The 23,093-nt window shown below is 42.6% G+C and carries 19 protein-coding genes and 4 tRNA genes; 10 read left to right on the forward strand and 13 right to left on the reverse strand.

The window, feature by feature from the left end; genetic code table 11:
• Window positions 1–226 precede the first annotated feature (226 nt).
• The 5 genes from ACGF49_RS16550 (at window position 227) to ACGF49_RS16570 (ending at window position 6,308) form a co-directional block, all read left to right on the forward strand.
• Window positions 227–1,528, forward strand: a complete 1,302-nt coding sequence (locus ACGF49_RS16550; protein WP_113042920.1) for a lysine N(6)-hydroxylase/L-ornithine N(5)-oxygenase family protein — start codon at window positions 227–229, stop codon at window positions 1,526–1,528.
• Window positions 1,528–3,930, forward strand: a complete 2,403-nt coding sequence (locus tag ACGF49_RS16555; RefSeq protein ID WP_113042919.1) for a GNAT family N-acetyltransferase — start codon at window positions 1,528–1,530, stop codon at window positions 3,928–3,930. The genes ACGF49_RS16550 and ACGF49_RS16555 overlap by 1 nt, the downstream gene beginning before the upstream one ends.
• A gap of 445 nt (window positions 3,931–4,375) precedes the next feature.
• Window positions 4,376–4,846 carry a thioesterase family protein gene (locus tag ACGF49_RS16560; RefSeq protein ID WP_113042917.1) on the forward strand — a complete coding sequence of 157 codons (471 nt, stop codon included), beginning with the start codon at window positions 4,376–4,378 and terminating at the stop codon, window positions 4,844–4,846.
• Between the two features lie 111 nt (window positions 4,847–4,957).
• Window positions 4,958–5,848 (forward strand): EamA family transporter RarD, encoded by an 891-nt coding sequence (gene rarD, locus ACGF49_RS16565; RefSeq protein ID WP_113042916.1) that lies wholly within the window; start codon window positions 4,958–4,960, stop codon window positions 5,846–5,848.
• 7 nt (window positions 5,849–5,855) lie between these two features.
• Window positions 5,856–6,308: a GNAT family N-acetyltransferase gene (locus tag ACGF49_RS16570; protein ID WP_158536573.1), complete on the forward strand. Its 453-nt coding sequence runs from the start codon at window positions 5,856–5,858 to the stop codon at window positions 6,306–6,308.
• Window positions 6,309–6,825: 517 nt separating this feature from the next.
• On the opposite strand, the gene corA is transcribed toward ACGF49_RS16570, so the two are convergent.
• The 7 genes from corA to ACGF49_RS16605 all read right to left on the reverse strand — a co-directional run bounded on the left by corA (window position 6,826) and on the right by ACGF49_RS16605 (window position 13,529).
• The gene (gene corA / locus ACGF49_RS16575) at window positions 6,826–7,776 is read right to left on the reverse strand and encodes a magnesium/cobalt transporter CorA (protein WP_112877284.1); all 951 of its coding nucleotides are present in this window, start codon (window positions 7,774–7,776) and stop codon (window positions 6,826–6,828) included.
• 95 nt (window positions 7,777–7,871) lie between these two features.
• The gene (uvrD, locus tag ACGF49_RS16580) at window positions 7,872–10,043 is read right to left on the reverse strand and encodes a DNA helicase II (protein WP_113042913.1); all 2,172 of its coding nucleotides are present in this window, start codon (window positions 10,041–10,043) and stop codon (window positions 7,872–7,874) included.
• A gap of 57 nt (window positions 10,044–10,100) precedes the next feature.
• Complete coding sequence (yigB, locus tag ACGF49_RS16585; RefSeq protein WP_387491934.1) at window positions 10,101–10,817, reverse strand: 5-amino-6-(5-phospho-D-ribitylamino)uracil phosphatase YigB; 717 nt, start codon at window positions 10,815–10,817, stop codon at window positions 10,101–10,103.
• Window positions 10,817–11,725: a tyrosine recombinase XerC gene (gene xerC / locus ACGF49_RS16590; protein ID WP_191214875.1), complete on the reverse strand. Its 909-nt coding sequence runs from the start codon at window positions 11,723–11,725 to the stop codon at window positions 10,817–10,819. Before xerC ends, yigB begins: the two co-directional genes overlap by 1 nt.
• Window positions 11,725–12,429 (reverse strand): DUF484 domain-containing protein, encoded by a 705-nt coding sequence (locus ACGF49_RS16595; RefSeq protein ID WP_113042907.1) that lies wholly within the window; start codon window positions 12,427–12,429, stop codon window positions 11,725–11,727. Before ACGF49_RS16595 ends, xerC begins: the two co-directional genes overlap by 1 nt.
• A 32-nt stretch (window positions 12,430–12,461) precedes the next feature.
• Complete coding sequence (gene dapF, locus ACGF49_RS16600) at window positions 12,462–13,286, reverse strand: diaminopimelate epimerase (protein ID WP_387491936.1); 825 nt, start codon at window positions 13,284–13,286, stop codon at window positions 12,462–12,464.
• Window positions 13,287–13,334: 48 nt separating this feature from the next.
• On the reverse strand, window positions 13,335–13,529 hold the full coding sequence (locus ACGF49_RS16605; protein WP_113042903.1) for a lipoprotein: 195 nt from the start codon (window positions 13,527–13,529) through the stop codon (window positions 13,335–13,337).
• 78 nt (window positions 13,530–13,607) lie between these two features.
• Between ACGF49_RS16605 and cyaY the strand changes: the two genes are divergently transcribed.
• On the forward strand, window positions 13,608–13,928 hold the full coding sequence (gene cyaY, locus ACGF49_RS16610; RefSeq protein ID WP_113042901.1) for an iron donor protein CyaY: 321 nt from the start codon (window positions 13,608–13,610) through the stop codon (window positions 13,926–13,928).
• Between the two features lie 28 nt (window positions 13,929–13,956).
• Here the strand turns inward: cyaY and ACGF49_RS16615 are convergent, their stop codons facing one another.
• On the reverse strand, window positions 13,957–16,527 hold the full coding sequence (locus ACGF49_RS16615) for a class I adenylate cyclase (RefSeq protein WP_113042899.1): 2,571 nt from the start codon (window positions 16,525–16,527) through the stop codon (window positions 13,957–13,959).
• Window positions 16,528–17,124: 597 nt separating this feature from the next.
• On the opposite strand from ACGF49_RS16615, the gene hemC reads away from it, so the two are divergent.
• From hemC to hemY, 4 genes are read left to right on the forward strand one after another with little or no spacing between them, the layout of a single operon-like run.
• Complete coding sequence (gene hemC, locus ACGF49_RS16620) at window positions 17,125–18,066, forward strand: hydroxymethylbilane synthase (protein WP_113042897.1); 942 nt, start codon at window positions 17,125–17,127, stop codon at window positions 18,064–18,066.
• A complete protein-coding gene (gene hemD, locus ACGF49_RS16625) occupies window positions 18,063–18,803 on the forward strand; it encodes a uroporphyrinogen-III synthase (protein ID WP_113042896.1) in 741 nt (246 codons plus the stop codon). The genes hemC and hemD overlap by 4 nt, the downstream gene beginning before the upstream one ends.
• Before the next feature lie 20 nt (window positions 18,804–18,823).
• Window positions 18,824–19,948: a uroporphyrinogen-III C-methyltransferase gene (gene hemX, locus ACGF49_RS16630; RefSeq protein WP_113042893.1), complete on the forward strand. Its 1,125-nt coding sequence runs from the start codon at window positions 18,824–18,826 to the stop codon at window positions 19,946–19,948.
• 3 nt (window positions 19,949–19,951) lie between these two features.
• A complete protein-coding gene (gene hemY / locus ACGF49_RS16635) occupies window positions 19,952–21,190 on the forward strand; it encodes a protoheme IX biogenesis protein HemY (protein WP_113042891.1) in 1,239 nt (412 codons plus the stop codon).
• 65 nt (window positions 21,191–21,255) lie between these two features.
• On the opposite strand, the gene ACGF49_RS16640 is transcribed toward hemY, so the two are convergent.
• From ACGF49_RS16640 to ACGF49_RS16660, 5 genes are all read right to left on the reverse strand, one after another.
• On the reverse strand, window positions 21,256–21,558 hold the full coding sequence (locus ACGF49_RS16640) for an NINE protein (RefSeq protein WP_113042889.1): 303 nt from the start codon (window positions 21,556–21,558) through the stop codon (window positions 21,256–21,258).
• Window positions 21,559–22,439: 881 nt separating this feature from the next.
• Window positions 22,440–22,516: transfer RNA gene (locus tag ACGF49_RS16645), tRNA-Pro, on the reverse strand.
• Between the two features lie 32 nt (window positions 22,517–22,548).
• Window positions 22,549–22,635: transfer RNA gene (locus tag ACGF49_RS16650), tRNA-Leu, on the reverse strand.
• 15 nt (window positions 22,636–22,650) lie between these two features.
• Window positions 22,651–22,726 (reverse strand) — tRNA-His (locus tag ACGF49_RS16655).
• A gap of 74 nt (window positions 22,727–22,800) precedes the next feature.
• Window positions 22,801–22,877 (reverse strand) — tRNA-Arg (locus ACGF49_RS16660).
• Window positions 22,878–23,093 lie beyond the last annotated feature (216 nt).

A 23,093-nucleotide genomic window follows, 5' to 3' on the forward strand; every position in this document is an offset into this window, starting at 1 on the left:
GTGGATAAATAACGGTAAACAGATAAGATTGCAACAAGAATAAAGCGTGGCTTATTTTGTACGGTTAATTCGTCATCTTATGGATAAAAAATGATCATGCGTTAGCCCTGGCCAACAACATCTACAAGAAATTGTGCATAACATCGTAATGCACGGAAACGATTTTCTGGCAACCCATAATAACAATTAATGAGATTAATACTGTTTATTACCAGGAGAAATTTTTATGACAACTCGCCCTTATGATTTTATCGCCATTGGAATAGGTCCTTTTAATCTCGGACTAGCATGTTTAACTCAGCCATTAAAAGATGTTCATAGCCTGTTCATTGATCAAAAACCGGGCTTTGATTGGCATCCGGGAATGATGCTAGAAAATTCCACCATGCAAACCCCTTTTATGTCAGATCTGGTGACTCTGGCATCACCCACTCATCCACTTAGCTTCCTTAATTACATCAAGCAAAAAGGGAGAATATACTCTTTTTATATCCGGGAAAGTTTTTTCCTGATGCGTAAGGAATACAACCAATATTGTCAGTGGGCGGCAGAACAGTTATCTAATCTACGCTTTAACACACGCGTTGACAGCATTAGTTATAATGAACATACCTCGCTATATACATTACATTGTTCAGATACGTTAACTGGGCAACAACACCAATTTGTTTGTAAAAAATTGGTATTGGGTACCGGACCTGCACCTTATATTCCAAAGTGTTGCCAACCCTTCTCTAATCAGATGGTGACATCTGGTGATTACTTGAAGAACAAAGAAGCTTTACAACAAAAGCAATCTATTACTGTTCTGGGTAGTGGACAAAGTGCCGCTGAGATTTTCTACGATTTGCTCAGTGATATTGATAAATTCGATTATCAACTTAATTGGCTTACCCGCTCGCCACGTTTTTTCCCGCTGGAATATACCAAGCTGACACTAGAAATGACGTCACCAGAATATGTAGATTATTTCTATAGTCTCCCGGGCGAAAAGCGTGATGCATTAAATTTGTCCCACAAGCAGCTTTATAAAGGTATCAATAGTTCATTAATCAATGATATTTTCGATTTAATGTACACCAAAAGGTTAAATGGCAAGTTAAACGTCAATTTATATACCAATAGTGAATTACAACAAGTTAGCCATGCCCAAAATGGCCGCGACCTAACATTGGCGTTATTCCAACACGAACAGGAGCAACCATTTTCTCTGGACACCGAAGGAGTTGTTCTGGCTACCGGCTATCAGTATCAAATCCCGACTTTTATTGAAGGTATACATCACCTTATCCGTTGGGATGAGAAAGGACGTTATGGTGTACAGCGTAATTACAGTATCGATCAGAACAATACCATTTTCATACAGAATGTGGAATTACATACTCACGGTTTCGTCACGCCGGATCTGGGAATGGCCTGTTATCGCAACTCCTGCCTGATTTATGAAATTACCGGTATTGAACATTATCCGATTGAGAAAAGTATCGCTTTCCAGCAGTTCAGCGTTGAAACCGAAGGAGCATGCTAATGTCCGTTTTTAATCCTACACTGTTTGAAAAATCCTTGCCTGAAATAGGTACCTTTGCATTACGTCCACTGGATCTGGAACAGGATATTCTCATATTAACTGACTGGGTTAACCGGGATTACGCCCATTATTGGGGAATGCAAAACAATACTGAGAAACAAGTACGGGAATTTTATCATAATTTAGAATCAAGCCATCCGGGCAGTGTCTTTATTGGAATATATCGGGGGCAACCTACTTTTCTATTAGAGTGTTATCGTGCACAAGATGATCTGATTGGAAAATATTATCCGGCACACCCAGATGATATGGGAATACATATTCTGGTTGCACCACCGCAAGAAAAAATAAGGCATTTCACCTGGGGAATTTTCCAAACCATCATGGCCTTTATTTTTAGTGATCCTACTGTGGCTCGCATTGTGGTTGAACCTGATATACGTAATGAAAAAATTCACAAACTTAATCTACGGGCTGGTTTTGTTTATCAGAAGGCATTGGTATTACCGAATAAAACAGCCAAGTTAGCCTTTTGCACCAGAGAACAACATCAGATTGCGTTACAGCGGGAACATCAAGCGACAACATCAACCCACTCAGGCGCATTGATGACAAATGCCATACACTTGCAACCGGCGGTCTGGCTGAAAGTTAATCGTCTGCACTTGTGTAAAGCGATTTCTGAATTTTCACATGAATGTTTACTCGTGCCTCAACAGTTAACTGAAAAAGCAGATAATGATGGATATCACCATTACCGTTTGGATAATGCTAACCATCTGGTCAGCTATACTTTCCGGGCACGGCGTATGGCACTGGATCACTGGCTGATTGATGCCGATTCGCTACAAAAAAATGCCAACGGAGAAGAAAAAGTACTCGATTCCTTACTATTCATTATTGAGTTCAAACAACAACTTGGCATCAGTGATGTCGTAATGCCTACCTATCTGGAAGAAATTACCAGTACTCTCTATAGCAGTGCTTTTAAGCATAACAGAATCGGTATCAGTGCAATGGATCTCGTGAATACTGATTTTCAGGCGCTGGAAGGGGAGATGATGGAGGGACATCCCTCTTTCGTCGCCAACAATGGCCGGATTGGTTTTGATATTGGTGATTTCCAGAACTTTAGTCCCGAAGCTGCCTCTGCTATGCATTTAGTATGGCTGGCCGCACATAAGAGCAAGGCACACTTTGCTTGCATCGAGCAACTCAATTATCAACAGTTGCTGGAACAAGAACTAGGCACCACTGCAATGGCTGAATTTGATCAGCGGTTGATCGCGCTTAACCTTAATCCAGAAGATTACGTTCTGATGCCAGTTCACCCCTGGCAATGGCAGAACAAACTGACATCGGTGTTTGCTCCTGATATTGCTAATCAGAAATTGGTCTACCTTGGTATTGGTGCCGATATCTATCAGGCACAACAGTCAATCCGCACCCTATTCAATCGCAGTCATCCTCAGCGATATTATGTAAAAATGGCGTTGTCCATTCTAAATATGGGATTCATGCGCGGTTTATCACCTTATTATATGGCGACGACGCCAGGCATTAACGACTGGCTATTCGATCTGGTCACACAAGATCCCATCTTGCAACATTATCGTTTTAAAATTTTACGAGAAGTCGCCAGTGTTGGATTCAAAAACAGCTATTACGAGCAAGCAATCAGTAGTGATACGCCTTATAAAAAAATGATGGCGGCACTATGGCGAGAAAACCCGCTGCAACTCATTGAACCTGGGCAACAAGTGATGACTATGGCTGCGTTACTGCACAGTGATCAGCAAGGGAATGCCCTATTGCCCGCATTAATTTCAGCATCCGGCCTACCTACTCATGAATGGTTACGTCGCTATTTAGAGAGTTATCTTGCGCCACTGTTACACTGTTTGTACGCTTATGATCTGATGTTTATGCCACACGGCGAAAACATCATCATGGTATTGGAAAACCATGTTCCACAGCACATCTTCATGAAAGATTTAGCGGAAGAGATTCTGGTCATGAATCCCGACGCCGATTTACCGGAAAAAGCGAGTCGAGTCAAAGTAGACATGCCGGAAGATATGAAAACACTCACTATCTTATCTGATGTGTTTGACGGTATATTCCGCTATCTGGCTGCAATACTGGATGAACAGGGTGACTATTCACAGGATCTTTTCTGGCAGGCCGTAGCAGATTGTATTTTAAGCTATCAGCACAACCATCCTGAATTGAGTGAGCAATTTGTACGTTACGATCTGTTTACACCAGAGATTAAACGCTGCTGTCTAAACCGCCTGCAAATAGCGAATAACCGCCAGATGCTTGATTTAGCTGATCCGGCTCAAAGTTTACAGTTTGCTGATAACTTGATTAACCCAATTGCCAAATTTGGTCATTCGTAAAATAGCACTATCCATGGGCATGGAGAATGGTGTTTCATCAGTAACATGCTCACTACTCTATTAAGGCGGTGCTGCTACAGTACTGCCTTCTTTATTTACATAATTTACCTATACACGTAATTTCAGTGGATTAAATTTCAGCACCGATATTATTTTCCGTTTCAACTTACCTATAGTTGTATTCAATTATGTTATACCCGTCATCTTTCAAGTTGCCTCTTTGTTGGCTGCACTCGCTCACCCCGGTCACATAGTTATCTATGCTCCCGGGGATTCACTCCCTTGCCGTCGCGATCCATCTTGAAATCCATAGGGTATATATTCAGATTATTGCCAGACATTCCTTAAAGCTGGCAAGATTAGCAATAAAAGCATAATATTAACAAGTCATTAACTATATAGAGTCATATTGGAAACATATATCTTTATTTAGGAATAAAATTAAATGTCTACAACGCTATTAACCCTGGAAGAAGCCCGGCAAGTGATTGGTCATACTTTTGTTCACGATATGCCTTTTAACCAATTATTAGAACTTGAACTAATTCGATTTGAACAAGATTACGTAGAAATACAATTCCGTAACCAAAGTAAATTAGTAGGTAATATCGCACAAAAAATTTTGCATGGTGGAGTCATTGCCTCAGTGCTTGACGTATGTGGTGGATTGGTCTGTATCGGTAACGCCTTGACCCGTCTAGTGCCTGCATCATTAGAAGAATTAGAAAAACGATTATCAATAATGGGAACGATTGATTTGCGGGTGGATTATCTACGCCCCGGTCGTGGTGAATTATTTACTGCCACCAGTAGCATTATCCGCAATGGTAACAAAGTTTCTGTTGCCAGAGCAGAACTACATAATGAGCAGAGAGCCCATATCGCCAGTGTAACGGCGACCTATTTGGTAGGATGACAATATCATTTTAATCGCTTGCGTAATATTCAGCCCGGTGACATATTATTTTCACGTTAACGGGCTAAAAACCCATGACACTCTTTCCACCTTTATTAACATCAGGACAATATGAACAAGCCACAAACTACCAAAGGAGTATTGTACGCCTTCGGTGCCTGTTTTATCTGGGGAATCGCACCAATTTATTTTAAACATATCCAGCAAGTACCTGCTGACGAAATTCTGACCCATCGTATTATTTGGTCATTTTTCTTTATGTTGCTACTGTTAACATTAACTCGTCACTGGTCACAGGTAGCCAAAATTTTCCGTCAACCTAAAAAAGTATTATTTCTGGCCGTGACAGCAACCGTGGTTGCCTGTAACTGGCTGATTTATATCTGGGCGGTGAACCACGGCCATATGCTGGAAGCCAGCTTAGGTTATTTCATTAGCCCATTAGTTAACGTTTTGTTCGGCATGTTGTTTCTCAGTGAGCGTTTCCGCGGTACGCAATGGGCTGCGGTTATTCTGGCCTTCACCGGCGTATTAATCCAGCTATGGCAATTTGGTTCTATACCGGTCATTGGATTAAGTTTGGCTGTCACTTTTGCCCTGTATGCCCTGCTGCGTAAGAAGATGAACGTTGATGCTCAAACAGGCATGACGATTGAAACACTGTGGTTACTACCGGTTGCCGCCATTTACCTATTTGGTTTTGCCAACACCCCAACCAGTGATTTAAGTAATAACCCAACGATTCTCAATTTATTGCTGATTGCCGCGGGCATTATTACTACTGTGCCATTACTGTTATACACGGAAGCCGCAGCTCACCTGCGCCTATCCACACTAGGATTCTTTCAGTATGTCGGCCCAACGCTGATGTTCTTGCTAGCAACCTTGGTTTATGGTGAACAAATAGGCACCGACCGTCTGATTACTTTCGGCTTTATCTGGGCTGCATTAGTGCTGTTTACACTGGATGCCGTGTATACACAGCGTAGATCGCAGAGATAGCGAAACAATGAAAATAGCCATCAGATTAGCCAATACAACCGAACAGCTCGCCCTTGAAGCTCTGCAATTACGTGCGTCTCTTATGTGGGAAGAAGATAGAGAGTTATTACTAGCAAATCCCCACATGATAGAACTGCCGATAGAATATATTACAGCAGGATATGTTTATATTGCGGAACAAGCTAATGTAATCTTGGGATTTTGTGTTGTATTGCCGCTATCTGATGGAAATGCAGAACTTGATGGAATATTTGTTGAACCGGGCTTTTGGCATCAAGGTATTGGCAAGCAATTGGTGCAAATCACATTGAATGATCTTCATATAAAAGGCAAAGTCTCATTGCAGGTGCTGGCTAATCCGCAAGCAGAAGGGTTTTATATTGCCCTTGGCTTTAAATATTTGGGAAAAGAATATACTCAATTAGGGACAGCGATTCGTATGATTAAATACATACGATGAAATTAAGCTAATTTTATTTATTCTTTTTTATGTCCGATATAAAACCATAGAATTAAGGTTAATAATATTTAAATTAAAACTTCAACTATATTAAAGATAGAAAATAATAGTAAAAGCTTCTTTTAAAACAAAAAGCACTCCAAGTTATATATCCAATCAGAGATTATATGAACCATATGGAATAAGCATTTAAGCATTTTATAATAATGTTAAGATTGTTTCCACTCAATAATCAATATTTTAAAATAATAATAAAACCCAATACTGCACAAAAATATTATTAACGTATTAACGTATTAACGTATTAACGTATTAACGTATTAACGTATTAACGTATTATTTTCATATCTCTATTATAGCCGCTATAATACAATTATTACAGCAGCTATACCCTATGGATTTCAAGTTGCATCGCGACGGCAAGGGAACGAATCCCCGGGAGCATAGATAACTATGTGACCGGGGTGAGTGAGTGCAGCCAACAAAGAGGCAGCTTGAAAGATGACGGGTATATATATTAAAGCCAATTCTTCCGCTTAAAATAGAGATACGGTGCAAGGCCGGCCGCAATCATTAAACCAATTGCGCCCGGATAACCAAATGTCCAGTGTAACTCCGGCATAAATTCAAAGTTCATACCATAACTGGAAGCCACCAGCGTTGGCGGCAGGAATACCACAGAGACAACCGAGAAGATTTTGATAATTCTGCTCTGTTCAATATTGATAAAACCCATTGCCGCCTGCATCAAGAAATTAACTTTTTGAAACAAAGATTCATTATGTGGCAACAGTGATTCAATATCCCGCAAGATTTCACGGGCCTGCTCTAGTTGAGCTCCCGGCAAACGGGCCCGTCGCACCAAGAAGTTAAGCGCACGCTGTGTATCCATAAGACATAAGCGAACCTTCCAGCTAATATCTTCCTGTTCAGCAAGACTGGACAAGGCAATATCAAACTCATCACCCTGTTTCCCTTCCATAATGACCCGGCTCAGGGATTCCAGTACGCTGTAAATATTTTCGATAACATCAGCCAACTGTTCAATCTTGGTTTCAAACAGATCCATTAGCACTTCATAAGCATTACCATCGACTAATGTCTGATTACGAGCACGCATACGATACAATCGGAACGCAGGGAGCTCCCGCTCTCGCAACGTATAGAGACGACCATCACGAATAGTAAATGCAACTGTTGCGTTGCCAGCATGGTCTTCCGCGTCTTCAAAGTAAAAAAATGAGTGGACGTGTATCCCGTCTTCATCTTCAAAAAAACGCGCCGACGCCTCAATGTCATCCAGTTCCGGTCGGGTTGCCAGAATTTGGCCTAATTCATTTTGAACTTGCAGCCTGTCTTGTTCTTCCGGCTCAACCAAATCTACCCATAAGGAATCAGATAACTTTTCTCCCTCTTCAAATTCAAGACGGAGCAGGCGATTATTCTCTAACTTAAATGCGCTCAGCATGTATCATAAGTCTCCTTTACTCCCTACGTGATCGTAAGGCGCGAATGTTACGCTTAGAAGAAAAAGCCTGTCAACATTCAACCTGGATATTATTTTCAGACCATTTCAAGTCTGGCATAAGCAGCAACCAGCCACTTAATCCCTTCCCCTTGAAACGCGATTTGCAATCGGCTATTTTCACCACTCCCCTCCATATTGATAATGGTTCCTTCACCAAATTTAGGATGACGAACACGTTGCCCAAGAGCATAACCGCTATCATTGGAGCTAATTGGTGTACCTAACCGACTATGGCTAACTGGACGAGATACTGTCGCACGTAACCGAACTTCTTCAATACATTCTGACGGCAGTTCCCCAATAAAACGAGATGGCCGATGATAAACCTCTTTGCCATATAAACGACGACTTTCGGCATAAGTGATGGTCAGCTTTTCCATTGCACGTGTCAGCCCCACATAAGCCAAACGACGCTCCTCTTCCAAACGTCCACCTTCTTCAATCGACATCTGGCTTGGGAACATGCCTTCTTCCATGCCAACAATAAATACCTGTGGGAATTCCAGTCCTTTAGCCGAATGTAATGTCATCAGTTGCACCGAATCTTGGTAGGCATCGGCCTGCCCTTCTCCCGATTCCAGCGCGGCATGGGAAAGAAACGCCTGCAATGGCGTAAAATCTTCATCCTCTTCCTGATAGCTAAACTGGCGAGTCGCCGTGACAAGCTCTTCAAGGTTTTCAATACGCGCCTGCGCTTTTTCACCTTTTTCCTGCTGATACATTGCCCGCAGGCCAGAATCACGGATAACCCTGTCAGTCTGAACATGCAATGGCATATCTTCTGTTCCTGTCGATAATGCGTCAATCAGTTCAATAAAACGCTGTAAGGAAGCAGCGGCACGCCCAGCCAGCACTTTCTCTTGAAGCAATATCTGACAACAGTCCCACATCGTTTGCTGCCGTTCACGAGCCGCTTGACGCACAATATCTAAAGTTCTGTCACCAATACCACGGGTAGGCGTATTCACCACACGTTCAAACGCCGCGTCGTCATGACGATTGGCAATCAAACGCAGGTAAGCCAGTGCATCTTTAATTTCCTGACGTTCAAAGAATCGTTGACCACCATAAATACGGTATGGCATTGATGCCTGTAACAGCGCCTCTTCCAGTACACGGGACTGAGCGTTGCTGCGGTAAAGTATGGCACAGTTTTTCAGGGCACCACCATTTTCAAGCCAATTTTTTATCCGGCCGACCACATAACGGGCTTCATCCAGTTCATTAAATGCACAATAAAGGGAGATGGGCTCACCCTCTATACCATCAGTCCACAGATTTTTACCCAGACGATCACTATTATTAGCAATCAGCGTATTGGCAACTTTCAGAATATTACTGGTGGAACGGTAATTCTGCTCCAAACGGATAGTTTCAGCGCCGGAAAAATCTTTCAGAAAACGCTGAATGTTCTCAACTTGAGCCCCACGCCAACCATAAATAGATTGATCATCATCCCCGACAATCATCACTTTGCCTGTTTCCCCTGCCAACAGATGGATCCAAGCATATTGAATACTGTTAGTGTCCTGAAACTCATCCACTAGAATATTAGTAAAGCGGCCACGGTAATGTTGCAGGATCTGAGGTTTATTCAGCCACAACTCATGAGCTCGCAGTAAAAGCTCAGCAAAATCCACTAGCCCGGCCCGATCACAAGCCTCTTGGTAAGCCTGATAAATTTTCTGCCATGTCGCCTCAACAGGGTTGCCATAACTTTCAATATGCTGTGGCCGCAATCCTTCATCTTTTTTACCATTGATGTACCACATGCCTTGACGAGCTGGCCATTGTTTATCATCCAGATTCATCGCTTTGATAATGCGTTTAAGTAGGCGATTTTGATCTTCACTGTCAAGAATCTGAAAATCCTGTGGCAAATTAGCATCCAGATGATGGGCTCGTAACAAACGATGAGCCAAACCGTGAAACGTACCAATCCACATTCCACCTTGACTGGTACCGATCAAGTTTTCAATCCGATGACGCATCTCCGCAGCCGCTTTATTGGTGAAGGTCACGGCCATAATGGAAAATGGCGAAGCTTTCTCCACCGATAACAACCAAGCAATTCGATGTACCAGAACCCGGGTTTTACCACTCCCCGCGCCTGCTAATACCAACATATTAGTCCGCGAAGCAGCTACCGCTTCCCGTTGTTTGTCATTCAGACTTTCGAGCAGATAGGAGACGTCCATAGTTACCATCGATTGATTAGACAGCACCCAGAGGTTGCTGTGTTTTTATACAGAATAATTTCTTGATTATATCAATGCTGTCAAAGAAGCCAAATCGTAAATCTCAATGTGAGGCAGTAGGCAGCTTTCCATCGTCTGCAATCGTTTTTTATTCTTAGTATTCATCCAGCAAGCTTGCATACCACTACGCAGTGCCCCTGCCACATCAGTATTCAAGTCATCACCGACATGTAAGATTTGCCCAAGCGCTAAACCCAGACGATCCGCAGCCAAACAGTACATATCACTGCAAGGTTTTGCACGCCCATCAGGGCCAGCTTTCAGCACAAATTTAAAATAAGGGGCAAGGCCACAAGCAGCGGGTTCTGCATTGCCATTAGTAATGGCTACTAGTGGCATCTGTTCAGCAAGTGCCGTCAGGGTCTTATGTGTTGATTCAGGAATATCAATCCGATTACGCCAGAGGGTGAAATGCGCCATGACATCATCTGCCCCCCGATCAGCATCTTCACGGCTAAAACCGTAATAGCAAAACATCAACTTTGAGGAGTGCCAGCGCCATAAAGTCATGTCATGACAAATTTCAGGATACTGCTCAAGTGTCAATTCACGGAAAGTACATAGATCCTGATGATTAAGATGACTGAACCTAGGATCATACCGCCGTACAAAATTCAGTACTTCCTCTTCCGTTTTATCCATGACTGGATGATTATCATACAGCGTATCATCCAGATCAAATGTCATCGCTAACACTGGCGCAAGAGGCCGGTAAAAACGCATTACGATTTCCCCCGTTTGGCTCTGGGATGGGCTACATCATACACTTTTGTCAAATGCTGGAAATCCAAATGAGTATAGATTTGTGTGGAAGATAGGCTGGCATGACCAAGTAATTCCTGAACCGCGCGCAAATCACCACTGGATTCCAGAATATGAGTGGCAAAAGAGTGGCGCAATTTATGAGGATGAATATGACTACTTATTCCCTGGCGTATTCCCCACTGAGCAAACCGTTTTTGTACATTACGGGTTGATATCCGCCGCCCACTCTTTGAGACAAAAACGGCATTATCCTCCGGCTCGAATAGTTCCCGCATTGCCAACCAACGATTAAGCCATTCAACCGCGGTATGTCCCAAAGGCACCTTCCGCTCTTTACTGCCTTTACCTGAAACCCATACTTCTCCACTTTCAAGCTCCAGATGCGGGCAATCAAGGCTCACCAACTCCGACAAACGTAATCCAGCACCATACATCACTTCCAACATCGTCCGGTCACGCACCGATAATGGATCATTAAAATTGATATTCAGCAGCTGGTTCACTTCATCCACATCGATATTTTTCGGCAAATGACGCTTGGTTCCCGGCGTGCTGACGGTTTTACTCGGGTTAACGGAAATGTCCCCTTGAGTCACCAGCCAATCAAGGAAACTACGCAAGGAAGATAAACGCAACGCCAAGCTAGCTGACTGTAAGCCAGCCCGACGACTACGTGTTACCAACATCCTCACTTTCACTGGATCAAGATCTTTCCATTGGCTGACACCCATTTCTAAAACCATCTCAGCCAATGTGACAAGCTGACGACGATAATTGATGATAGTCACTGGACTTAACCGACGCTCTACCCTGAGATACCGCAAAAATGCCTCAATCGGCTCCAGTAACCGGTCAATTTCCTGCATCATATTCGTTTAATCCAACGAGACAATATATCCGGCAATAACTTAGCCAGATGCTCAAGCATGTCAGTTCCCATGCCTTCTTGATAATGTTGATGATTCCGACTGTTAAATATCACCATACCCAGTTCGCCCCTCGTTCCCAGTAGAGAGACGGCAACCGAACCGACATGCCGAACTTGCGGCAACAGCAATAGAATTTCCGGCCCATTTAGCATACCGAGATAGTGGTTTTTATTACCAAAACGCTGAATACGGATTGGTTCAAAAGCATTGCGAGAAAGCGCTAAATCAGGCGCATCAAGTGGTGCGCCAATATGCCATTTATCATTGAAAAGACGGATACTGGCACTATTTAGTCCCATATTCTTAGCCCATAAACTTAACCGACTAAGCATATCTTGCAAGCTCTCTGCCGCAACCAAATTAACAAGTAATTTAAGCAACTGCTCAAACAGTTGTTCATTCACTCTAGCCTGCTCCATGAGCAGCGTTATATCTTCTTCCAGATAAGCAATACGCGTTCTCTGGCGGCTCATATACCATTCAACCAAAGAAATCGTTTCTCTTACCGGATGAGGAACCCGCATCTGTTCAACGACACATGCATTACGGATAAAGAAATTGGGGTTTTCCAATAAATAATCCACAACAGTCTGATCATCAAGTATGTCATTGATGTTTAACTGCTCTTCTTTTTTCTCCATCTCCAATGCCCCGCAGCTCAAAACAGAATCGATTACAGATGAATTGTGCCATCATAAACATGCATCGCCGGTCCCGTCATATAGAGCGGTTTTCCCGGCCCATCCCAACAAATAAACAGTGAACCTCCCGGCAAATCTACCCGAACGTGATTGTCGAGCAATTGCTGCTGAATACCCACTGCAACCGCTGCACAAGCACCACTGCCACAAGCTTGGGTTTCCCCAACACCACGTTCATAAACCCGTAAGCGGATATGACCACGGTTTAAAATTTGCATGAAACCAATATTCGCCCGTTCAGGAAATCTTTCGTAGCTTTCCAAAGCTGGCCCCAAAATATCTACTTCAGCCGTTTCCACGTCTGACACTTGAATCACACAATGAGGATTCCCCATAGAGACAACACCACAAAGAACGGTTCTTTCTACTACCCGTAAAATATAGGTTTTTTCCGCCCTTAACGCACGAAATGGTACATGATGCGGCTCAAATTCAGGTTCCCCCATATTAACGCAAACCTGATCATCATTGGTGATGCTCAGCAGCATCCGCCCCGATTGCGTGCTGACTTTAATATCACGCTTATTAATTAATCCTTTAAGGCGGACAAAACGGGCAAAACAACGCGCTCCATTGCCACACTGTGCAACTTCACTACCGTCAGCATTAAAAATGCGATAGTGAAAATCCATATCCGGATCATAAGGTGCTTCAACAATTAATAATTGATCGAAGCCCACACCAGTATGTCTATCTGCCAAACGGCAGATCAATTCTGGTGAGAAATAAACATTTTGGGTCACAGCATCAACGACCATAAAGTCATTACCTAGACCATGCATTTTGGAGAACTGCATATAATGCTCCACCGTAAACCGTAGCTACTGACTATCGGCTTATCTCGCTTATTTCTGAGAGGTGCTATCCACTTTCTGCCCTTGCTGCTCTTGCTGCCCAGTATTCGGGGAAATCTGAGACGCAGTTGTCGCCTTCTCTGTCGATGGTTGTTCTGGAGGAAAATAGAGAGGACCTTTCAGTCCACAGCCGGAAAGTACAAATAAGGTTATGATAGCCAGAAATCCGCGTAATTTTTTCTTCATTGCATTAATGCCTGTAATTCATACGTCAATATTCTCTATAATCGCAGTTAGACCTCGAAAAGCAAATAGGAAATGAAGATGAACGACAGTGAATTTCACCAGTTAGCTGACCAACTGATACTTTATATCGAAGGGCAGTTAGATAATTATGATGGCAATGCTGATATCGACTGTGAAACCAATGGCGGCGTCATGACCCTGAGCTTTGATAATGACAGCAAAATTATTATCAATCGCCAGGAACCTTTCCATCAAATCTGGTTGGCAACCAAAGGCGGTGGTTATCATTTTGACTACAAAGAAGGTCAGTGGATTTGTGACCGCAGCGGTGACAATTTTTTAACCATGCTAGCACACGCCATCACCGAACAAAGTGGCGAGCAGTTCAGTTTTCCATAATTGAACCTACCCCGCACCGCGGGGTAAATCAGTAATGTGACACAGAACGATAAGGTTCTGGCTGCTCTTCATTTTCCCCATCATGAGCCACACACAAATGTGAAAAAGATGATTCACTAAATGGAATCACCTGAATCTGGCCTTTCATTTGCACAATCTGATAAAACTGTGGCAAGTTAAAGTTGATAAAACTTGATCCGTAGGTAAACCGATCATGAGATGAAGAATAAAACCGACTGACGTCACGTACCAATTCTTCCTTACTTCCCTCACAATGAGAATAAATTTCTACCCGGTTGGTTTCATCCAGAATATAAATATTAAAACCTTGATTATCTTGCGTATTTTCGAAGAAAAATTGAATAATTCCCTCACTGGCAAAGCCATCAACCACCGCGGGCAAATGTGTCTCTTTGGTATTAATTTTCACCGGCAACCCATGCAATTTGTTATTAGAAATTGCCCCATAGAATTCCACGGCATTTTCCAATTTCTGCACAGATACGTTAAGACGTTCAAAGAACAGCCCCCAAGTCTGACCAGCAATACGTAATGCTTTAAAACGACCAGGGTCCTGACGATTGCTGGATAAACGTAATTCAATACATTCAGATACCAGTTGCTGGATGCGGGTTCGGATAAGCCCTCGTAAATGTTCGCTGTAACAGAACACTTCAACAGCCGCTGGCGGTGCAGCATCTTGATGCATTTTACCCAGTATGGTCTTCAACGCTTCCAGCACAGATTGCCCACCACTAAAGTGTAAAGTCCTCACTTCATTCCATGAATTACGATAAAGTAAGTCAATGCTTTCTACCAAACACTGTTGCGATTCACCAAAACTGAATACATCAAGCTTACGGAAATCAAAATGTACAACCTGATTGGAGAATTCAGCGGTCGGATCTTTCTCCAGATTGACAATAATTGCCAAATGGCGAATTTCACATGGGCTATAGAGTGCTTTCGGTGTCGGTGATGGCAGACGGATGGGAAAATGAGTAGAAATATCATTAATCAATTCATGCAACTTCAGCTCATCACATTGAGTTTCGCCATGATGAATATGAATACACGATTTTTCTGTTAATAAACCGTTAAAGTAGGTCCACGACACCAGTTTATTGAGATAACGATTATATTCCAGAGGTTGATGACCAATGATCGATCCAATAGCCGGAGCCTGATTGTAGAGATACCAACCGCTACGGTTTGCACGTCCTTGAGGGACATAAATAAATGTTAAATTTTTCTCTGATAGGTCTGGCGAAATTTGCGGATTAACCAGCGTTACTTTCCCTGGCAATGCTTCAAATGCAGCATAAAGTTTACGCGTCAGCACACCAATATCCTGTGGACTGGCACTGACACTCAGATTATTACGGCGGGCAAAACGGATAAGATTACGATAGCTCTGCATCATGGTATCGAGCAGTTCATTATGCGCATCACGAACCTGTTCAATTTTCCATGAGTTGCGGTTATCCAAAATTTTCAACCGTTCTGGATCCCATTTCCACTCATAGACCAATTGGGTCAAAACCTGACGTCGCCAGCCAATGCAGCCTTTATCATCTTGATTTAGAGAGAGCTTTTCACAAACTTTTAAATAAAAACATCGACGTATTAGATCTAAACGGGTCGTATCATTAATTTCTATCAGATAACGGGTAACACGCTCAAGCATCATGCTGTATGCATCAAGGCCAAAGGAAACTATTTCACCCGCATGTAGGCGCTGTTTCATCTCCATTGCCAGTAACTTACCATTGGGATATTCCCAAGAATAGGCTTCCAGTAACAAGCTTTTTAATACGGCTTTATAAGGGGAATCGATACTTTTATAGAGTTGCCATAAGCTAGCGCCAAAGTACTCTTCAGCAGATAGTTCACTCAATCCACCGAGATCAAGCCACTCATTTGGCGTCAGAACACCTTGCGCATAAAGCGATAAAACATATTCATCATAATGGCGTTCTTCTTCTACGGGCACCATTTCCCATAACAAACGCTTACCCGCCATACGTACAGCGGTACGATAAAATTCATCAAGTAACAGAATATGCTGAGTAGAACCGCAGTTCTCTCCACCGAGGCTACCACTCGCATTATGGCGAAAGCGGTTTTCATCGATAAGAAAAAAATTGACTTCAATACTAAGCGCTGCCGCCCACTGTTCAATAAGCGTACACTTACGTTGCAGCAAAAGGCGCTCATCATTATCAAGCCATGACTGATGACATACCCAGATATCCAAATCAGAACAACCGCTCTGCCCGATTGATGAAGTACTGCCCATTGAGTAAATACCGGTAATAGGAAGTTCACCATTGGCTGGCTGTTCTATGAAGTGATCTAATTTATTTTCTAAATCATTAAGATAAGATTTTTGTGCTTCATCATGCACGAAAAAACATACGCCATAGGGAACATTACCGTTAATGTAACCTGGCATCATCGGATGATGATAATGCAATAATACTGGCAGTAAACTGTATACCTGTTTAAATTCCGCACTCATGGCGGTAGAAGCGCGTTCTAACCTGAGTTGGTTTATCGCATCCAGTCTCTGCTTCAGTGTTTCGATATAAAGGTACAAGACGTCTCGCCCGATTGAGTTCCAGTGCCCAGATAAATCCCCCGTTTCCGGCTGTTATAGCTCGATGGAATTATTTAGAATGATTTTTACCAATTTATTACCGGAAACGTGATCAATTTAACACCTTGTCGATAAACCGTAAAGTCAGTAAAGCAATTGAATTCGATGCCTTATCGTACGAAAAATCAAATAATACATTGTTATATATGGAAATAATCAAAAAACCCATACCGTTTATACTTTCTTATACGAAAGAAATTTTCTCTGCCCATTTTTTCAAGTTAATGCGCGTAATACCTTGTTATCATCAACCCTATAAAAATGACTCCGTTGGCTATATTTTAATTAATGATTTTTTCCATTCGGAATTCTTTAATTACAGAAATAAGTTATTTGAAAAGTTAATTCATAATTAAATCAATCTATTTTTATAGATATAAAAATAATTTAAAAATTAAAATTTATTTTATGCTTTAACATAACTGGCATCTCTTCTTCTCAGCCTCCTGGCTGGAAAAAAAAGTGATGAAGTGTTAAAACGAGTGCTATGTTTTTCATTTATATGACGGCTGAAAAGCCTGAGCAATACAAACATCTATGTCAACTAAAACCATCCGTATCGCAACCCGACAAAGCCCTCTAGCCATGTGGCAGGCGCTGTATGTTCAACAAAAACTACAACAATGTCACCCAGATTTGGAAGTTCAACTGGTTCCGATGGTAACCCAGGGCGATGTTATTCTGGACACGCCTCTGGCAAAAATTGGAGGAAAAGGGCTATTTGTCAAAGAGTTAGAATTAGCTCTACTTGAAGGCCGAGCCGATATCGCCGTCCATTCAATGAAAGACGTCCCGATCTCTTTTCCTGAGGGGCTAGGTCTGGTCACTATTTGTGAACGTGATGATCCACGTGATGCTTTCGTCTCTGTGAAATATCACTCTCTTGATGAATTGCCAACAGGCAGCATCGTTGGCACATCAAGTTTACGCCGCCAGTGTCAACTTCGTGTATTCCGTCCTGATCTGATTGTCCGTGACCTTCGGGGCAATGTTGGAACCCGTCTGAACAAGTTGGATAATGGTCACTATGATGCAATCATCCTCGCCGTCGCAGGATTGAAAAGGTTAAAACTGCATGAGCGTATCCGTACGCCATTGACGGCAGAACAATCATTACCTGCCGTTGGTCAAGGCGCGGTAGGAATTGAATGCCGCCTTGACGACCAACAAACACAAACTCTGTTAGCACCATTAAACCACTATGATACAGAAGCTTGTGTTCTTGCCGAACGTGCGATGAATACCCGGCTGGAAGGAGGCTGCCAAGTACCAATAGGTAGCTATGCTATCTGGCAGGACGGGAAAATCTGGTTACGGGCATTAGTTGGCGCACCTGATGGTAGCGTTATTATTCGCGGTGAGAGAACGGCTTTCCCAAAAGATGCCTGCCAGGCAGGGGTTGAATTGGCAGAAGAGTTGTTGGAACGGGGAGCACGGGAAATTCTAACCAAAATTTATCGAGGAAATCCCCCCACATGAGTATTCTGGTGACTCGCCCTGCTCCTGCCGGAGAGGAACTCGTCAGAAAGTTACAGGCTGCGGGAAAAACAGCTTTCAGCGCACCTTTAATCAATATTCACCCAGGTTCAGAGCTGCCACAGCTAGCTGAGAAGCTTAACCATCTAAATACCTGTGATATGGTATTTCTATTGTCAAAAAATGCAGTTTATTATGCAAACTCTCAGTTAAATAAAATTAATCTTTTATGGCCCAACAAGCTGATTTATTATGCTATCGGCAGATCAACCGCTCTGGCTTTTCATCAACTAACGGATATGAATGTTATCTGGTCATCAGAGGGTGAGACCAGCGAAATCTTGCTAAAACTACCATCACTACATCAGGTTGAAAATAAACAAGCTTTGCTGCTCAGAGGAAATGGCGGACGTGAACTTATTGCCCGGACGCTGACAGAAAGAGGTGCCACAGTTAATTATTGTGAATGTTATTTCCGCCAGCCAGTAGACTACCCGGCAGCAGAATTCAGTGCCCACTGGCAAAAGTATGGAGTACAAACTTTAGTTGTAACCAGTGGCGAAATACTGCAACTATTATATAACTTAATACCTGAAAGTGATCGAAATAGGTGGTTATTGCATTGCCACCTGATTGTGGTAAGCGAGCGTCTTGCACATACCGCCCGGAACTTGGGCTGGCAAGATGTTAAAGTTGCAAAAAGTGCAGATAACGATGCCTTAATTCAGGCACTAGAATAAACTGACATGGGATGCCCACTATGACGGAGCAAAAACAGTCCGCCGAGACAGTTGAACAAACAAAAACTACGGTTGAAAACTTGCAACAGCTCGAAACCGCGCCTCAAAAGCAAGAACGTTCTGGTACGCTAAAAAACATTATTGCTATTGCAATCATGCTGGCAATCGGCGGCGGTCTTTATTATTACGGACAGCAACAAAGCCATTTATTGAGTGCAGAGAACCACGAGCTACGCCAACAACTGGAATCATTGAAACAACAACAATCACAGGATAAACAGCATATTGAAGCGCTGTTTAAAGAACAATCACAGACTTTAAGCCATTTTTCCGCACAAAATGAGCAACTGGGTCATAGTCTACAAGAGTTACAGGCCAAAATCTCTGCGTTATCCAGTTCTGATGTAAAAAGCTGGCTACTAGCACAAGCTGATTTTCTGGTCAAAATGGCAGGCCGGAAATTATGGAATGATCAAGATATAGTCACCGCCGCTGCTCTGCTGAAAAATGCAGATGCCAGTCTCTCTGAAATGAATGATCCAAGCCTGATTGAAATCCGTCGTGCAATTACACAAGACATCAGTACATTATCTGCCATTAGTCAGATTGATTTTGACGGCATTATCCTGCGAGTTAATCAGCTTTCTAACCAAGTAGATAACCTGCGTCTGGCTGACAATACAACCGATGGTTCGCCAATGGACGAAGATAATGATGAATTAACCGGTACATTATCTGAATGGCGCCAGAATCTGAGCAAAAGCTGGAAGAGTTTCATGGATAATTTCATTACCATCCGTCGCCGGGATACCGCAGCAGAGCCATTACTGGCACCAAATCAAGATATCTATCTACGAGAAAATATCCGAGCCCGTCTGTTGATTGCCGCCCAAGCAATACCCCGTCATCAAGGTGAAGTTTTTAAACAATCATTAGAAACAGTTTCAACTTGGGTTAGAGCTTACTTTGATATCAATGATCCCAATACCAAAGCATTCCTGGAAGAAATTGATTCATTAAGCCAGCAGCCTGTTTCCATAACTGCGCCAGACCACCTTTCAAGCCAGCCTTTACTGGAAAAACTGATGCAAACCCGGGTTCGTAGCTTACTTTCCCAATCTTCTGAAACTAATCAGGAGGGTTAAGTTATGCTGAAAGTTCTATTACTGTTTGTGGTACTCATTGTTGGTATTGTGCTCGGTCCGATAATTGCTGGCCATCAGGGATATGTGCTGATTCAAACTGACAATTACAACATTGAAACCAGTGTTACCGGCCTGTTCATTATATTTGTTCTTTTACAACTGGTACTCTGCCTCTTTGGTTGGTGCTACCGCAGAGTTATACGCACAGGCTCACGTACCCGTGGCTGGTTCCTTGGACGCAAACGCAGCCGTGCCCATGCCCAAACAAAAGCAGCGTTGCTCAAACTGGCAGAAGGCGATTTCAAACAAGTTGAGCAATTACTGACCCGTAACGCTGATCATGCAGAACAACCTGTGGTCAACTACTTACTGGCGGCTGAAGCAGCCCAACAACGCGGTGATGAATTTCGTACCAATCAATATTTACAACGCGCGGCAGAAGTCGCAGATAATAACCAGTTGCCTGTGGATATTACCCGTGTACGTATTCAACTCACGCAAGGTGAAGTTCACGCAGCCCGTCATGGTGTAGACAAGCTATTAAATCAAGCTTCACGTCATCCAGAAGTCTTACGCTTGGCTGAACAGGCTTATATGAAATCAGGAGCTTACCAGTCACTGATTGATATACTACCGGTAATGGAAAAAATCCATCTACATGATGAGTTACAAATTCACAAATTGCGCCAGCAAGCCTATATCGGTCTGATGAATCAGTACATGGCAGAACAAGGCAGCGAAGGTTTAAAACGTTGGTGGCACGATCAAAGCCGAAAAATTCGCCATGATGTGGCGTTGCAAGTTGCAATATCTGAACATTTGATTGAATGTAATGACCATGAAGCTGCACAAAAGATCATCCTGGAAAGTTTAAAACGTCAATACGACGAACGTTTACTCTTATTGATCCCTCGCTTAAAAAGCGAAGATCCAAAGCCGATACAAAACGCATTGGACCATCAGTTAAAACAACATGGTTCTACCCCTCTGTTAAACAGTACACTTGGACAAGTTGCTTTGCGCCACGGAGAATGGGAAAAAGCAGTAAAAGACTTTAAAACTGCATTAGCCCAACGTCCTGATGCACATGATTATGCTTGGTTAGCCGATGCATTGGACAAACTACGTAAACCAGAAGAGGCCGCACAAGTTCGTCGCGAGGGATTAGTACTCACTTTAAAGCGTGAAAGTAATGTCGTGAAGAGTGATCTCGTTAATAGTAATAGTGCTGTAATGTCGTGATCGCTCATCCATTATTAGCAAGTCTTCATGCCGATGATTAAAAATGCCCCGCACGGGGCATTTTTCTAACCATATTTCTTAGCAAAATCTTCATCGGAAGTGCAAAGATAAATAATAAATTCAATAAATGAGATAAGTGTAGGGATAAATGTCCAGAAAAATAGCAGATATAAAATCCCCATACCGATCTTGCCCAGATAAAATTTATGAGCGCCAAAGGAACCAAGAAAAAACGCCAACAGTGCAGCAACAATGCGGCTTTGACTACCAGAAGAATAGGCCCTTATCATCGCGCCACAATGTGGGCATGATTGTGCGGATTCATGTAACATTCGGCTACAACCAGGACATCCCATCATTTTTGACATCAATATTCCCCTTAAGATAAGTTTAGAAATGAAATAACTAAATCAATTTTACAGTAAAAAACTAACTATCATATTTTCAGTTCTGTTTATATTAGACAGTAATACCTAAACAGTATATATACCCGTCATCTTTCAAGTTGCCTCTTTGTTGGCTGCACTCGCTCACCCCGGTCACATAGTTACCTATGCTCCCGGGGATTCACTCCCTTGCCGTCGCGATCCATCTTGAAATCCATAGGGTATAAACCTACCAGATATATCTCTTAGAAATAAAAAAACACCTACCTTAAAACAAAGATAGGTGTACAAATACAATCAGGTCTACAGACGGATAGTGCCTCACTCAACGTTGAGTCCGGTCGGCGATGAAAATTACTCATCTGTGACATGGACAATAGGCACCGATAATCGGCTCTGCATCATCCCTGGGTTTATGAAGCATATGCAATCATAAGAAATAGGATGAGCATCTACGTTTGTAATAATGCATTTAGTGTGCCAGCTTTTATTTAAATGAAAGCTGCCTCGCTTCATCAGCTATTTCTCTATTTATTACAACAAGAAATCGAATCATCACAAAATCCATCTCATGCACTGTCTCTTATTTGAGACAAAACACAAGGTATTTATTATTTTCATTATAATTCAATTTGTTATAAGTCTCTTATTTGAGACAGCTAGTATATCGATTGTCTCCAAAATACAAAAAATAAAAAATTACTATATAAAACAAATAGTTATTTTTAAAAAATAATCCACTAAATTTGAATCAACAGAGCACAACTTAAAGGTATATCGATCAGGAAAGGGAACAAAAAGCCAAGGAGATAAAAAGGGATAAAACGCAAAAAAACCTGCAATGCAGGTTTTTTTTTGGAATTTGGTCGGCGAGAGAGGATTCGAACCTCCGACCCACTGGTCCCAAACCAGTTGCGCTACCAAGCTGCGCTACTCGCCGAAATTTTCTACTCTTTACTTTTCTCTTTTTTATGGTGCGAAAGGGGGGACTTGAACCCCCACGTCCGTAAGGACACTAACACCTGAAGCTAGCGCGTCTACCAATTCCGCCACCCTCGCGTGTCACAAAAAAGATGGGGTGGCTAATGGGACTCGAACCCACGACAACTGGAATCACAATCCAGGGCTCTACCAACTGAGCTATAGCCACCATAACAGCTATTTACTGCTAAATACTTATTACCAACAGCGCAATACATCACCGCAGCTCTTGCACGCAAATAATGGCGCGCCCGACAGGATTCGAACCTGAGACCTCTGCCTCCGGAGGGCAGCGCTCTATCCAGCTGAGCTACGGGCGCTTAACGCCGTTTCGGGTGGGGATAGTACGGATTTAATGATATACTGTCCAGTGCTTTTTTAAAGAAATGATGCGTTTGATTACACCTTGCTCATTTCGTAGATAAAGCCAGCTCTTAACTTCCCTATTCACTACCACCGTGACAGTAAATCAATCTATACCCGTCATCTTTCAAGTTGCTTCTTTGTTGGCTGCACTCGCTCACCCCGGTCACATA

Source organism: Photorhabdus sp. RM96S (assembly GCF_042879335.1).
Lineage (GTDB): Bacteria > Pseudomonadota > Gammaproteobacteria > Enterobacterales > Enterobacteriaceae > Photorhabdus > Photorhabdus kayaii.

What these genes read in the sequence shown, in the direction of transcription:
- dapF (WP_387491936.1), bottom strand. Translation starts at nt 13,286, where the DNA reads ATGCAGTTCTCCAAAATGCATGGTCTAGGTAATGACTTTATGGTCGTT.
- ACGF49_RS16550 (WP_113042920.1), top strand. Translation starts at nt 227, where the DNA reads ATGACAACTCGCCCTTATGATTTTATCGCCATTGGAATAGGTCCTTTT.
- ACGF49_RS16595 (WP_113042907.1), bottom strand. Translation starts at nt 12,429, where the DNA reads ATGGAGAAAAAAGAAGAGCAGTTAAACATCAATGACATACTTGATGAT.
- corA (WP_112877284.1), bottom strand. Translation starts at nt 7,776, where the DNA reads ATGCTGAGCGCATTTAAGTTAGAGAATAATCGCCTGCTCCGTCTTGAA.
- uvrD (WP_113042913.1), bottom strand. Translation starts at nt 10,043, where the DNA reads ATGGTAACTATGGACGTCTCCTATCTGCTCGAAAGTCTGAATGACAAA.
- hemY (WP_113042891.1), top strand. Translation starts at nt 19,952, where the DNA reads ATGCTGAAAGTTCTATTACTGTTTGTGGTACTCATTGTTGGTATTGTG.
- xerC (WP_191214875.1), bottom strand. Translation starts at nt 11,725, where the DNA reads ATGCAGGAAATTGACCGGTTACTGGAGCCGATTGAGGCATTTTTGCGG.
- hemX (WP_113042893.1), top strand. Translation starts at nt 18,824, where the DNA reads ATGACGGAGCAAAAACAGTCCGCCGAGACAGTTGAACAAACAAAAACT.
- ACGF49_RS16570 (WP_158536573.1), top strand. Translation starts at nt 5,856, where the DNA reads ATGAAAATAGCCATCAGATTAGCCAATACAACCGAACAGCTCGCCCTT.
- hemD (WP_113042896.1), top strand. Translation starts at nt 18,063, where the DNA reads ATGAGTATTCTGGTGACTCGCCCTGCTCCTGCCGGAGAGGAACTCGTC.
- yigB (WP_387491934.1), bottom strand. Translation starts at nt 10,817, where the DNA reads ATGCGTTTTTACCGGCCTCTTGCGCCAGTGTTAGCGATGACATTTGAT.
- ACGF49_RS16555 (WP_113042919.1), top strand. Translation starts at nt 1,528, where the DNA reads ATGTCCGTTTTTAATCCTACACTGTTTGAAAAATCCTTGCCTGAAATA.
- ACGF49_RS16605 (WP_113042903.1), bottom strand. Translation starts at nt 13,529, where the DNA reads ATGAAGAAAAAATTACGCGGATTTCTGGCTATCATAACCTTATTTGTA.
- ACGF49_RS16560 (WP_113042917.1), top strand. Translation starts at nt 4,376, where the DNA reads ATGTCTACAACGCTATTAACCCTGGAAGAAGCCCGGCAAGTGATTGGT.
- cyaY (WP_113042901.1), top strand. Translation starts at nt 13,608, where the DNA reads ATGAACGACAGTGAATTTCACCAGTTAGCTGACCAACTGATACTTTAT.
- hemC (WP_113042897.1), top strand. Translation starts at nt 17,125, where the DNA reads ATGTCAACTAAAACCATCCGTATCGCAACCCGACAAAGCCCTCTAGCC.
- ACGF49_RS16640 (WP_113042889.1), bottom strand. Translation starts at nt 21,558, where the DNA reads ATGTCAAAAATGATGGGATGTCCTGGTTGTAGCCGAATGTTACATGAA.
- rarD (WP_113042916.1), top strand. Translation starts at nt 4,958, where the DNA reads ATGAACAAGCCACAAACTACCAAAGGAGTATTGTACGCCTTCGGTGCC.